The following is a 13,401-nucleotide window of genomic DNA, read 5'->3' as shown; positions in this document are numbered from 1 at the left end:
TTTAAATTGACTTCACTCAGCATATCCCCGAACAGCCCTACTCTGCAAAATACCGCTCAAGATATTCTTCAAAGCTAAGAGTTTCGCTATCTTCGATATTCTGCTGTTCCAGTATCGACTTTGCAGCTTCGTGCTCAAACATTTGCTGCGTACGCGACTCAACAGCTTTGGATAAAAATTCCTGCTGAGTTTTTACAGAAAGCCCCATCGTGTAGCCAAAATAACCTTGTCCACTACGCCTGATATCATCGTAGTAAAGGCCAGAAAGTGTTTTAGATGGATCGTTAGCCATCTCGATGGCTTCCGACAGCGCTTTCGTATAAGACCGCGTATGGTTACATTTATCGAGCAAGACTGCAACCGGGCGCATTTCTTCGAAAATCTGCAAACTAGCATCTTTCAGTCGTAATGATCGGTTATTTCGCAATAAATTCAAGTCTGGCTTGCGTCCGTAATAGACCACGCGACGGAAATTTTCATCATTTTCGGCGTTTTCACGATCTGACTGCTCTTTACTATCCTGTAGTAAACAGAACAATAAAAATACATCCAGGAAGTCTACCTGTGACTGGCTGATGCCCAGTGGATCGAACGGATTAAGATCCAACGAGCGTACTTCAACATACTCGACACCTCGACGATTCAATGCCTGGGTCGGACGCTCACCACTGTTAATTGTCCGCTTGGGACGGATTTTTGCGTAGTATTCATTCTCAATTTGCAATAGGTTGGCATTAAGTTGACGGTACTCTCCATCGACCTTTACCCCCAGCTCCTGATAGAACTGATCCGGAGTTCTTATGGCACGCTCCAATTCGGCCGTATATTCTTCTAAGTCATTGTGACGAATAGAAAATTTGGACTGAGCATTATTCTGATAACCCAAGTCACTCATGCGCAGTGACGTTGCATAATCACCGTACATAGAGCCGTCTGTTTCCTCCGTTAAGAAAGCACCGCCCTCTCCCTTTGCGAAGGACTTACACATTGCAGGAGAAGCTCCGAACAGATAAGGGAGCAACCAACAGTAACGCAGGTAGTTCCGTATCAACCCCAGATATTGCTTCGATATAAAGTCCTGGAGGTTTTCTTCTGAGCCTAAAAATTCCCGGTATTTTGGCCAGAACTCTTCCGGCAACGAGAAGTTATAATGAACACCAGCAATGGTCTGCATATAGCGGCCATAGCGATAGCCCAGGCCTCTCCGATAAATATGCTTCATCATTCCGACATTCGATGTACCGTAATCAGCCAGAGGAACATCTTCTTCTTTTGTCATGATGCACGGCATACTGCCCACCCATAGCACCTCGTCTTCCATATAGGCAGCGATAAATCGATGTATATCATCCAACCATTGTCGAGGACCAAGGCGATCCTGTGTAACTGGGGTAATCAGCTCAGGTAGAGCTTCAGAATAATCCGTAGTAATAAATTTGTTGGTAAGAGCTGAGCCCCACTCTTTTGGATGCGGTTTCATGGATAAATAACCGTCTTGAGTGACTCGTAAGCTCTCTTTCTCTACGCCACGATTTATTTTAGTTAAACAATCAGCGGCATCTGATTCGATAAACGATAAAGCAGACCTATTTAGTTTAGGCTCAAACATACTTATCAGGAGGGGTAGAAAATAGTGTGTTTACTATGCCACAGCAATTGAAGATTTTGAAGCTAAGTATTTGTAATAAAATGGTCATAGACTTTTTATATAACCACGATGAAACGTATTAAGAGGGAGCCAGAGGCTCCCTGATTGCCTACGGCTATTTTGTTTTAATCGTTACGTTAAGTTCTTTTTGTACACGTTGTACTGGAGTAAATAACGAGGTCGTACCATTGGAGCCACTGTGGACACCCCATGCTTTATTATTCCATGACCAGCCACCGCCGCTGTCGCCACCGATTGAATTATCACCAGTCACACGAACCAGATTTTTAACGGTTACACCATCGGTAAAGGTCGCCGTTACGCCTGTCGCAATCACATCATGATTACAGGTACGTGTATTAGAAGAACGCCCATACTCACAAACAGAGGAACCTGGGAACATAAAAATCGTCGACTTGATACTATTGACGTCACGAATACTGGCCGAAGTTGCATAGAATTCTGCGGGTTCAATATGTGACGTTGTATGATATTCAGCGTCACCATTTCCACGTTCCTCTGAACGCCATGTCATGCCGTATATAGACGAAGTAGATTCTTCGAACTGGTTCAAGCCTGTGCAATGAGCCGCAGTAACAATACCGTCGCCATTCGGACCGCTCACTGACTAGCCACTGGTGCACTCCCTGAAACCATCATCACGCAGCCAGTTACCGCCACGACTATGTTCAAAGGTATAGATTTCGTCTTCGCTCTGAATGACATCCAGATCAATGTCACCTTCAGCAATCGCCTGTAAACCACGAGGCATATCCAAGTCACGTTTTGCATTGCGCTGCAGGAGCTCCAATACCTGTGCCTTGTTTGGACCTTTTGCAGGATTAGGCATCGCCATTTCAACTTTCACTTTACCAGTACGAGCATCAAAATAGGTCATGAAATTACGCTTGCCTGACTTCTTCAATACATCCGCGATATGTTCTGCGCGTTGAATGTTTTCCTGTAACGAGAAACGACCACCACCTTTAGCTGAAACATTAGCAGGTAACTGAACTGCTGGTACGCGACCCACGAATTGAATATGGGCCATTTGACTCGGTGCAGGCTCTAACCAGATGCGTGAGATTTTGTTAGGAAACTTAGCCATAAGCTCTGCCGCTTGACTTTCAAACTTCTCCTGGAACTTCATTGCTCTTGCAACAGATGCTTTATCCACCCCTTTTTCACGTGACAAAATCGCCACGTCAGCTTCAAAAGCTTCAGCACTGGTTTGTTTTTTTACACCAGACAAGTCTTGATCAGTACCCTCGTCAGCAGAAGCAACTGAGGTAGTCAAAGCTAAAGCTATAGCCGACGTTAACATTTTTAGTTTCGTTCCTTTGAACATAGATCTGTAATTCATAGATAATTACTCCTTTAACAATATGAATTAATAAGCAATACGTACTTGTATTACATCAGTGGATAATGAAAGTGATAAAGAATCTATGGCAATCCATAGAAAAGGAAAAATTTCCCTATCAGCTTCTCAGCAAAAACCCTTTCGCTGCAGCAAAGCTTCCATACTTTACTTGTCAAAAACTTAGCGGGTAAAAAAATTAAAAACAAACGAAATGAAGCGTTTTGAGACCTGGGTCAATGCAAGTAAGCATCATGTTAAGTTACCTGACATTTTAAGGAAATGTCCTAATTTAAAAAGGTGTGATATCCTACAAAAAATAACGTCAGGGACACTTAACAGGGAACGCAAATTCTGCTTTTAAAATGCTTATGAACATATTAAAACTTTCAATAATCTTATCGTTATTCGCAGCCACACCATCACTAGCCTCCGATCATGAACTTCTCATTCAACGTGATTTAGAAAAAGTCATCGGTACAGGCACACTTTTCACTGAATATCAAAATAGCAAATGCGGCAATCTGCTTGATGGCGAATTACCGCGGATGGTTCAAAAGATTAATCAGGCCATCGAAAAATTGGAAACAGAAGTAAAACCCAAATACCCCATAATCTGGAAAGAAGTCACTGCTTCAGATAGCCGTATCAACAAAAAAGCGGAGCAATGGGTTTCGAGAAGAATCGAAAAAGTTAAAGGCGTCAGTAGCAATCATGCCTTTGGGTGTGGGCTCATATTTGGTGAACTTCTAACCTTTGGCTACGAATTCGAAAGTAACCGCGTGAGCTTGATGATTAATATGAAAGAAAGCCAGATGGAAAGCTCAGACTCAAGCGCTGAATCATAATAGGCACGCTTTAAGTTACAAATCCAATAACCGATAAAAAAAACTTAAAGCACATTACATGCTTTATTTAAATTAACTTCATTCGTAAAAGGATAAAGGTGGCCTCATGACCCCAATTAAGAGTATTTCTTACGTCCTGCTTGCTTCTCTTGGATTATTTAACTCTATGAATTCAGCCAAAGCGGTTGACATAGGTAGTACAGCTTATTCAACCTTCCCGCTTGAAGTAGGATCGGGCCAAGCATCAATGGCCGTCTGTGACTTTAACTCAGATGGATATCAGGATGTTATTATTGCGAATTATACAGACAACAATATTATTGCTTATCAGGGAAATGGTAAGGGTAAGTTGATTGAAGTTGGGCGCTTCCCTGTAGGAGATAGCCCTTCAGGCATATCGGTATCGGACATCAATAACGATGGAAATTCCGATGTTGCCATCGCTAATCACGAAACATCATACGTCACTTTATTATTGGGTGATGGTAAGGGAGCTTTTAAAAAAGCGCAACAGTCACCGTTCAACATCGACATCAAACCTCACCCCCATGAAGTTCGGTTGAGTGATATTGACGGTGATAATAAGGTAGACCTGATTGTTGATAGCCGTACACACGAAGGATTATTAGTTCTTAAAGGTCTGTCTAATGGAAGTTTCCAAAAGCCAGGGAAAGTGATCAACGTCGGGGGCGACCCCTACCGCGGATTTGCTATCAACGATATCAATGGTGACGAAGCTTTAGACTTTGTTACTCCCAACCAGAATCACATTGGTGTCGTTATTAACAATAATTCTAACGATATGACCTTTTCCTTAAAAAAGTTATCGCAAACAGGCTCTCCCTTTGCGGTCGAGTTAGCAGAAATGAACGGGGATGGAAACATGGATTTAGTGATAGCTACCAATGGCAGTTTAATCACAGTCATTCCGGGCGATGGAAATGGAAACTTTCTTGAAGAGGAAAAAACTGAAATACAGTCTTCATCTGGGGCAAAGCAAATCGCAATTGGAGATATAAACGCCGATGGTATAAAAGACGCTTTGGTCAGTAACTGGTCGGGACAAATCCTGGCTATTTTTGGAAGTAAAACTTCTATAGAAACTATTAGCTTTGAGCACTCAAGTATTCCTAATCCCTGGGGAATTGCTTTAGCAGATTTAAACAATGACGGGAAAAGCGACTTTATAATTGCTGACGGTGACAGCAAGTCAGCTGTTGTATATGTTAGCCAGGATATAAGTGATTAAGAGCGGAGTTTATTTCGTCTGATAAATAAAATGTACTCTGACCCCATTTATTTGCCATTTATTTGGAGGTGAAATATGAAGCTACTAATATGTTCAGTTTTTTTTTCTACTCTACTTGCTGGTTGTGCTACTACAAGCGAAGTAATCCCAGTTGGTAAAGAAACCTACAGAGTTTCTGCGGAAATGGGAGGCCAGTTTCCAAGTTGGTCTGATGTAAAAGGTTTGGCTTTGAAAAAAGCAAATGAGTTTTGCCAAAGTAAAAATATGTACATGGTTGAAAAAGACTGGGTAACTCATGGTTCAAGAGGCTGGACGCCTTTAAACGCGGAACTAACCTTTACCTGTAATAAAGAGTAATAAGTTTTTTTTGAAAAAAATCTACCAGTGCGAATAGGTTGGGCGGAGAGCAGCGATGCCCAACAAATATAATAATTTTGGGGTTGATTACTCTCTAAACGCTGGGATGGTCCTCATGGGTTTTCAGGGCATAATGAGTTTGGTGGAACATTTTTTGATATCTACGTTGATCAAACAAGCGTAGCCTCGAAAGAGCGATAGCGACTTCGAGGGTTTCTTCCCCTTACATTGAGCTGAGCAATAAACAAATCATAGCAATTCAAAACAGGACGTTTTGAATAATGAAATTCAGGCCAGGGACGGACTGTATTTCATGGTGCGTTAAGTGATTTGAGGATTGCGAAGGAAGTTATTCGGAGAATAACCTCGATGTCGGGGCGCACTTCTTTTTGGTTACTTTTTCTTAGGCGTTAAGAAAAAGTAACTCGCTGAAAGAACGAAATATACTTCTAATTAAATACGCAGGATCCCGCGGTCAAACCGCGGGATGATAAGCAAGACTAACCAATCGAACGACGGGCGTTGTAGAATATACGCTGCCACGCACCGTCTTCACTCCACTCATCCGGTCTCCACGAGTTCTGTACCGTACGAGCAACACGCTCCGGATGTGGCATCATGATCGTTACGCGACCATCTGTGGTCGTCAGGCCAGTAATACCATGCGCTGAGCCATTTGGGTTGGCTGGATAAGTCTCTGCAATTTCACCGTAGTTGTTAACATAGCGAGCGGTAACCAGTCCTGACTGATTAACCTGATCTGCAGCTTCGTCTGACTTGAATTGCGCGCGACCTTCACCATGCGATACAGCGATTGGCAGGCGAGAACCTTCCATGCCCTGCATGAACAGTGATGGTGATTTTGCGACTTCAACCATGGCAAAACGGGCTTCGAACTGCGCCGATTCGTTTTTAACGAAGTGTGGCCAATGGTCCGCACCTGGAATCAGTTCTTTTAGGTTTGACATCATCTGACAGCCATTACAGATACCTAAACTGAAGGTATCGCCTCGGTTAAAGAAGGCTTCGAATTCGTCGCGAGCTCGGCTATTGAATAAGATTGATTTCGCCCAACCTTCACCAGCACCCAGAACGTCACCGTACGAGAAGCCACCACAGGCCATGGCACCAATAAAGTCATTCAGACTGACACGACCGCTAAGGATATCGCTCATGTGGACGTCAACACATTCAAAACCAGCTTTGGTCAGTGCCGCCGCCATTTCTAGATGGCTGTTAACACCCTGCTCGCGAAGGATAGCCACGCGTGGGCGAACCCCACCGTTAATCATTGGCGCTGCGATATTCTCGTGTATATCATAGGTTAGTTTTGGCTTGATACCCGGATTACTCATATCCAGCTTCGCCTGGTACTCTTCTTCAGCACACTTCGGATTATCACGAAGCTTCTGCATGTGATAAGTTAATTCAGACCAGATCGCACGCAAATCCTTCATCTCACGAGATACGATATCGTCACCATCTTTCGTGATACTGAACGTTTGCGTTTCTGCTGGGACACCAATGAAGTGACTGAACTCGTCTACTTTATATTGTTTCAGAACCGCTTCTACTGCAGCGCGCTTGTCTGCCGGAACCTGTAATACCGCACCCAGCTCTTCATTAAACAGAATTTCTTCAGCAGAACCCTTGAGGCCACTTAAATCAACGCTGATACCGCAATGACCGGCAAAGCCCATCTCAACCAATGTAGTTAATAAGCCACCGTCCGAGCGGTCATGGTAAGCATGGACCAGATCGTCACGGTTTAATGTCTGCACAGCATCGAAGAAGTTTTTCAGATCCGCGCTTGAATCAACGTTTGCTGGCTCACTACCCAATAGCTTATAAACCTGTGTGAAGGCTGTTGCGCCCAGACGGTTCTTACCGCGTCCCAGGTCAATCAACAATAGCTCTGTCTCACCTTTATTGGTGCGTAACTGAGGCGTTAAGCTCTTGCGCACGTCAGTTACTGGGGCAAAAGCTGAAATAATCAGTGACAGTGGCGAAGTAACGCTTTTCTTCTCTCCGTTTTCTTCCCATACCGTTTTCATCGACATGGAGTCTTTACCTACCGGGATTGTAATCCCCAGCTCAGGGCATAGTTCCATACCCACGGCCTGAACCGCTTCATAAAGATTGGCGTCTTCGCCCGGTGCACCAGCTGCAGCCATCCAGTTAGCTGACAGACGGATTTTTCGGATATCTTCAATCTTGGCTGCGGCAATATTCGTCAGTGACTCACCGACCGCCATGCGGGCTGCAGCCGCGCTATCCAGCAATGCTGCCGGAGTACGCTCACCCATCGCCATGGCTTCGCCTGAGTAACTATTATGCGTCGAAGTAGTCACTGCACAATCCGCTACCGGAACCTGCCAAGGACCAACCATCTGATCACGCGACACCATACCACCTACAGTACGATCACCAATGGTGATTAAGAAGGTCTTATCGGCGACCGCTGGCAGAGCCAGAATCCGATCAATGGCATCATTAATATTTGCCACCTGAGGTAACTTCGTCGATGGCTTAGATAATGTTTTTGCTTCGCGGTGCATCTTTGGTGGCTTACCAAACAGAATGTCCATTGGTAAGTCGACCGGTTTATTCTCGAAATGCTCATCGTTGACTTCAAGGTGCAGCTCTTCCGTCGCTTCACCCACTACGGCAAACGGGCAGCGCTCACGCGAACAAATCGCTTCGAAGCGCTCGAGGCTATCTGGAGCAACCGCCAGAACATAACGTTCCTGCGCTTCGTTACACCAGATTTCAACAGGTGCCATACCCTTCTCGGCATTCGGTACACGGCGTAATTCAAACTTACCGCCACGCTCGCCATCGTGTACTAATTCAGGGATAGCGTTAGATAAGCCGCCAGCACCCACGTCGTGGATGAATTCAATTGGATTACGTTCACCCATCGCCCAACAACGGTCGATGACTTCCTGACAGCGACGTTCCATTTCCGGGTTGTCACGCTGTACCGAAGCAAAATCGAGATCTTCCTGACTGGAACCTGATGCCATTGATGATGCAGCACCACCGCCCAGACCAATCAACATTGCAGGGCCACCCAATACAATAACTTTATAACCCGGCTTAATTTCTTTTTTCTCAACATGCTGCTCACGAATGTTACCCATACCGCCCGCAATCATGATCGGCTTATGGTAACCGCGAACTTCTTCGCCATATTCGAATGTGAACTTTTCTTCGAAAGTACGGAAATATCCGTTCACCGCAGGACGACCAAATTCATTATTAAAGCTGGCGCCACCAATCGGACCTTCCAACATAATATCAAGGGCGGTGACAATACGTTCAGGCTTGCCGAAATCAGTTTCCCATGGCTGCTCGTAGCCAGGTACACGCAAATTCGATACCGTAAAGCCGGTTAGACCGACTTTTGGCTTGCCGCCAATACCAGTCGCGCCTTCGTCTCTAATTTCACCACCAGAACCCGTAGAAGCACCAGGGTACGGAGAGATACAGGTGGGGTGGTTATGGGTTTCTACTTTACACAGGACATGAACTGGCTCTAGGTGATACTCATATTCATTAGTTTCAGCATTGGAGAAGAAACGATGAGCGCTAAAACCTTCAAAAACAGCTGCATTATCTTTATACGCAGAGAGGACACCTTCCGAATTATTGGCATAGGTGTTTTTGATCATTTTGAATAGCGATAGATCCTTGTCGATGCCATCAATGGTCCACGATGCATTGAAAATCTTATGACGGCAGTGCTCTGAGTTCGCTTGTGCAAACATCATAAGCTCAACGTCGATCGGGTTGCGACCCAACTGCGTAAAACTTTCAACCAGGTAATCGATTTCGTCATCCGCTAATGCCAGCCCAATCTCTACATTGGCTATTTCCAGCGCTTCACGACCACCCTTCAGGATATCGACCGTTGCGTAAGGCTTCGGGCTTTCCTGTACAAAAAGTTGCTCTGCTTCCTGGTGCTGACTAAGAACGGCCTGAGTCATGCGGTCATGGATAAGTGGCTTTAAGCGTTCAGCAACGTCAGCCTCAATGCTGATTCCCTCGGCAGTATTAAAGTAGACCGCTACGCCGCGCTCAATACGGATAATCTTTTCCAACCCACAGTTTTGTGCGATATCTGTCGCTTTTGAGGACCATGGAGAAATGGTGCCAGGACGTGGAACTACAATCATACGTTTACCTGTATGTTCACTGGTAACTCGTGAAGGCCCATACTCCAGCAAGCGATCCAGCACCTGCAGTTCATCTTCGGTCAATTCGTCATTAGTATGAACATAATGGACAAACTCACCATAAACTTCTGCAATTTTTGGCTCTATGGCGCTAGCTTCTTCAAATAAACGTTGTTTCTGGAATTGTGAGTAGGCTGGGTTTCCGCGTAGTATGAGCATAAACTTCTCTAAACTGTGGAGTGGATGACATAAGTGCGCAAATTTTACTCCATCTAGGACTTTTTGATAAGACATTGAATGCATTTAAACGCTTAAATTTGCACTTTTTTAGTATTTACCCCCATAATGCCGACTAGAGGATAACTATTTGATAATCATTGAATGATAAACCATTTTGCGAAAACACTTGGCTTGCTTGCGTTCATCTCTATTGGAGTACTGGGTCTAACTTCATGCGACTATCAGCAAAAATCACAGCTCGAACGCATTAAGGATAAGGGCTACATCAAAGTCTATAGCCGTATTTCTCCAACCACAATGTCAGTCGGTGAGAGTGGTTTTTCGGGCTTTGAGTACGAGTTGGTCAAACTATTCGCTGAGGATCTGGGCGTACGCGTAGAAATCGTCACACATAATGATATCGCCAAGATCTTAAGCGAAGTTGAAGAAGGCAAGGTAGACTTCGCTGCCGCAGGTTTAACCGTGACCAAACAGCGTCAGGAAAGGTTACGCTTTGGTCCTCCATACCAGAGCATTACCAGTAAGCTGGTGTACCTCAAAGGAACCAAGCGACCTAGAGATTTTTCCCAGGTAGATGAGCAACTGACCGTTATAGGTAATAGCTCCCACTCTGAAGATCTATATGATGTTCAGGAAGACTATCCTAATTTAAGCTGGACTGAACGCTCGGACCTGACCACGCAGGACTTGCTGGATCAGGTACTTTCAGGAGAAATCAAATATACTATCGTTGACTCAAATGAGCTTGATTTAATGCGACAGGTTCAACCTGAGTTAGCAGTTGCATTTAGTGTTTCTGAGCCAGAAGACCTGGCCTGGGTCTTCAGTAAGAGTGAAGATAACAGTCTATTTATCAAAGTGATAGAGTTCTTTAGTCGTATCCGTGAAGATGGAACCTTGTCCTATCTTATCGAGCGGTACTATGGGCACTTATCCAAGTTTGACTATGTCGGTAGCCGCGCTTTCCATCGCGCTATTGAAAGCAAGCTCCCAGAGTTCAAACCATTTTTCTATGAAGCTGCCGGTGACGACCTGGATTGGCGGTTCCTGGCCGCAATGGGCTATCAAGAGTCGCATTGGAATCCCAAAGCTCGATCTCCTACCGGAGTTAGGGGCTTAATGATGTTAACCCAGGACACGTCCCGCCAACTTGGTATCGAAAACAGAATCGATGCTGAGCAGAGCATAATGGGCGGCGCCGAATACTTCCGTCTTATGAAGGATAAGATCCCGGATCGAATCAGCGACCCCGATCGTACCTGGTTCGCGCTTGCGGGTTACAACGTTGGCTTTGGTCATTTGGAAGACGCCAGACGTCTGGCCCAGAAAGCTGGGGAAAATCCTGATAAGTGGCTTGTAGTGAAAAAGTTCCTGCCACTACTAAGACAGAAAAAATGGTATTCACAAACTCGATTTGGTTACGCCCGCGGCGATGAGCCCGTCAAGTATGTCAATAACATCCGCCGCTACTATCAGGTCCTGAAGAAACTGGAAGAGCCCAAGCCTGGTGCTGCGGAACTGGTTGAGGAAGAGCCGGAAGAAAATGACATTGAACCCGCTGATGAAGTCATCGATGAAGCCATTGAAGATCAGGGTGATGTTGAAGAAGAAAAGCAGTAACAGGTAAGGCCTGTTACTGTTACTTCTAATTATTATCTTTTGGAGCGACCCGCAACACTTCCTCAATAGTCGTCAGTCCTTGTGCCACTTTGTAGGCACCACTAATTCTGAGTAAGTGCATACCATCTTTCTGTGCCTGTTTGCGCAAGCTTTTGATCTGTGCATCATCATGGATGAGATCTTTAAGATCATCTGTAACACGCATCAGCTCATAAATACCCTGTCTACCCTGATAACCGGTATGTCGACAATCATCACAGCCAACAGGCTCATAGACCTCTTCCGGCATTACTAAGGTATCACTGACATCGCCATGGGTTAAAACTTTCCAGGCATCGGGATTAATTTTTGTTTTTTGTTTACAGCTTGGGCACAAGGTACGAACGAGTCTCTGCGCCATAACACCCAGCATGGTCGCATTAAGCAGATAGGGTTCAACGCCGACTTCAATCAGACGGCTCATCGCTGATGGAGCGTCATTCGTATGCAGCGTGGAAATAACAAGGTGTCCCGTCAACGCAGCCTGAACTGCCATCTGCGCCGTTTCCTTATCGCGAATCTCACCGATCATGATGATATCAGGGTCCTGACGCAAAAGAGCTTTCACGCCCGCAGCAAAATCGAGATCAATATCATGATGAACCTGCATCTGATTGAGCCTCGGGTCAACCATCTCTATCGGATCTTCAATTGTACAGACATTAACTTCCGAGGTTGCCAATAATTTTAGTGAAGTATACAAGGTCGTTGTTTTACCCGAGCCAGTTGGCCCTGTCAGTAATACAATACCTGTTGACTGACCGATAAGCTCTCGCCACGTATGCTCGGTTTCTGGCTCGAGTCCTAACTCAGAAAACTCTCGCGTTAACACTGTTGGATCAAAAATACGGCCAACAAACTTTTCTCCAAATGCTGTTGGCAGAGTGGATAAACGTAGTTCGATTTCTTGTCCGTTTGGTGCTTTGGTTTTTACCCTTCCGTCCAAGGGTTTACGTCTTTCAGCTAAATCCATTCGACCTAATATTTTCAGACGCGAAATAACAGCATGCGTAATAGCAATAGGTAACTCGTAAACATTATGTAATACACCGTCAATACGAAAGCGGATTTTTCCTACTTCGCGACGTGGTTCAATGTGGATATCACTGGCTCGTTCTTTAAAGGCATATTGTAAAAGCCAGTCAACAATTTGTACGATATGCTTGTCATTGGCATCAGCTTCCTCGCCCTCCTTCAACTCAATTAATTGCTCAAGATTTTGAACATTAGAGTCATTCTGCATCTTGGTATTTTTGGCACCGGCTACAGATGCAGAGAGTTGATAAAACTCTTTTTGATAGCGTTTAATGGAAGCTGGGTTTGCAAAGACTGGTACTATGTCTTTACTGACAATTTGGGCCAGACTTTCTTTCCAGGATAAGTTCTCTGGATTCATGACCGCAACTTTAACTGCTCCCTCGCCCTCATCTACCTCCACCGCTAATATTCCATGACGCTGCGCGTAAGCGTACGACATTACCTCGGTCACTTCGTCTACTTTGACTTTAAGGGGATCAATTCGGTAGTAGGGAAGTTTATAAAGGCCTGCTACAAAACGGGTTAGAACTTCTTCATCAATTATTTTCTGGTTTTGGTCGTGTCGTGTCAGTGATAGCTGAGCGACTTGCTCAATAGGATGTAACTTGTGATCAGCGCGTCGCAGATGGATCTTTGCAGCATCAAATTGCTCCTGCGTGATCCAGTCAGCTTTTAATAATAACTGCAGAATATGTATAGATGATAGTGGTGAAGTCATGCGTTATTGTAGCCATATCAGCTTATGATCTCTTCACTCAGGTTAAAGCATCTTTCTGTTTTTTCAAAGAGTTAGTTAATAATTAATAGTAAAAATGGGGCCGAAG

9 protein-coding genes are annotated in these 13,401 nt (G+C 44.8%); 4 read left to right on the top strand and 5 right to left on the bottom strand.

The window, feature by feature from the left end; translation table 11 throughout:
* Positions 1-37: 37 nt before the first annotated feature.
* The 3 genes from gshA to KS2013_RS03490 all read right to left on the bottom strand — a co-directional run bounded on the left by gshA (position 38) and on the right by KS2013_RS03490 (position 3,011).
* Positions 38-1,609 carry a glutamate--cysteine ligase gene (gene gshA / locus KS2013_RS03500; RefSeq protein ID WP_068989824.1) on the bottom strand — a complete coding sequence of 524 codons (1,572 nt, stop codon included), beginning with the start codon at positions 1,607-1,609 and terminating at the stop codon, positions 38-40.
* A gap of 154 nt (positions 1,610-1,763) precedes the next feature.
* Positions 1,764-2,273, bottom strand: a complete 510-nt coding sequence (locus KS2013_RS03495) for a chymotrypsin family serine protease (protein ID WP_068989822.1) — start codon at positions 2,271-2,273, stop codon at positions 1,764-1,766.
* A gap of 3 nt (positions 2,274-2,276) precedes the next feature.
* Complete coding sequence (locus KS2013_RS03490; RefSeq protein ID WP_156768956.1) at positions 2,277-3,011, bottom strand: hypothetical protein; 735 nt, start codon at positions 3,009-3,011, stop codon at positions 2,277-2,279.
* 368 nt (positions 3,012-3,379) lie between these two features.
* Between KS2013_RS03490 and KS2013_RS03485 the strand changes: the two genes are divergently transcribed.
* The 3 genes from KS2013_RS03485 to KS2013_RS03475 all read left to right on the top strand — a co-directional run bounded on the left by KS2013_RS03485 (position 3,380) and on the right by KS2013_RS03475 (position 5,462).
* Positions 3,380-3,856 carry a hypothetical protein gene (locus KS2013_RS03485; RefSeq protein ID WP_068989817.1) on the top strand — a complete coding sequence of 159 codons (477 nt, stop codon included), beginning with the start codon at positions 3,380-3,382 and terminating at the stop codon, positions 3,854-3,856.
* A gap of 106 nt (positions 3,857-3,962) precedes the next feature.
* Positions 3,963-5,105 (top strand): FG-GAP repeat domain-containing protein, encoded by a 1,143-nt coding sequence (locus KS2013_RS03480; RefSeq protein ID WP_068989815.1) that lies wholly within the window; start codon positions 3,963-3,965, stop codon positions 5,103-5,105.
* A gap of 75 nt (positions 5,106-5,180) precedes the next feature.
* The gene (locus KS2013_RS03475; RefSeq protein WP_068989812.1) at positions 5,181-5,462 is read left to right on the top strand and encodes a hypothetical protein; all 282 of its coding nucleotides are present in this window, start codon (positions 5,181-5,183) and stop codon (positions 5,460-5,462) included.
* A 500-nt stretch (positions 5,463-5,962) separates the two neighbouring features.
* On the opposite strand, the gene purL is transcribed toward KS2013_RS03475, so the two are convergent.
* Entirely contained in the window at positions 5,963-9,859 is a 3,897-nt protein-coding gene (purL, locus tag KS2013_RS03470) for a phosphoribosylformylglycinamidine synthase (protein WP_068989810.1), read from the bottom strand.
* Between the two features lie 162 nt (positions 9,860-10,021).
* Between purL and mltF the strand changes: the two genes are divergently transcribed.
* Positions 10,022-11,500, top strand: coding sequence for a membrane-bound lytic murein transglycosylase MltF (gene mltF, locus KS2013_RS03465; protein WP_068989807.1), 1,479 nt, complete (start codon positions 10,022-10,024; stop codon positions 11,498-11,500).
* Between the two features lie 25 nt (positions 11,501-11,525).
* Here mltF and KS2013_RS03460 read toward each other — a convergent pair whose 3' ends face one another.
* The gene (locus tag KS2013_RS03460; protein WP_068989804.1) at positions 11,526-13,295 is read right to left on the bottom strand and encodes a GspE/PulE family protein; all 1,770 of its coding nucleotides are present in this window, start codon (positions 13,293-13,295) and stop codon (positions 11,526-11,528) included.
* Positions 13,296-13,401 lie beyond the last annotated feature (106 nt).

It is taken from the genome of Kangiella sediminilitoris, assembly GCF_001708405.1.
In the GTDB taxonomy this organism is placed as follows: domain Bacteria; phylum Pseudomonadota; class Gammaproteobacteria; order Enterobacterales; family Kangiellaceae; genus Kangiella; species Kangiella sediminilitoris.
The sequence above is the reverse complement of the archived record's forward strand: the minus strand, read 5'-3'. Positions and strand labels throughout refer to the sequence as shown.

Excerpts from the sequence above, each read along its gene's own strand:
- gshA (WP_068989824.1), bottom strand. The coding sequence starts at position 1,609 with ATGTTTGAGCCTAAACTAAATAGGTCTGCTTTATCGTTTATCGAATCA.
- KS2013_RS03490 (WP_156768956.1), bottom strand. The coding sequence starts at position 3,011 with ATGAATTACAGATCTATGTTCAAAGGAACGAAACTAAAAATGTTAACG.
- KS2013_RS03485 (WP_068989817.1), top strand. The coding sequence starts at position 3,380 with ATGAACATATTAAAACTTTCAATAATCTTATCGTTATTCGCAGCCACA.
- KS2013_RS03480 (WP_068989815.1), top strand. The coding sequence starts at position 3,963 with ATGACCCCAATTAAGAGTATTTCTTACGTCCTGCTTGCTTCTCTTGGA.
- KS2013_RS03475 (WP_068989812.1), top strand. The coding sequence starts at position 5,181 with ATGAAGCTACTAATATGTTCAGTTTTTTTTTCTACTCTACTTGCTGGT.
- purL (WP_068989810.1), bottom strand. The coding sequence starts at position 9,859 with ATGCTCATACTACGCGGAAACCCAGCCTACTCACAATTCCAGAAACAA.
- mltF (WP_068989807.1), top strand. The coding sequence starts at position 10,022 with ATGATAAACCATTTTGCGAAAACACTTGGCTTGCTTGCGTTCATCTCT.
- KS2013_RS03460 (WP_068989804.1), bottom strand. The coding sequence starts at position 13,295 with ATGACTTCACCACTATCATCTATACATATTCTGCAGTTATTATTAAAA.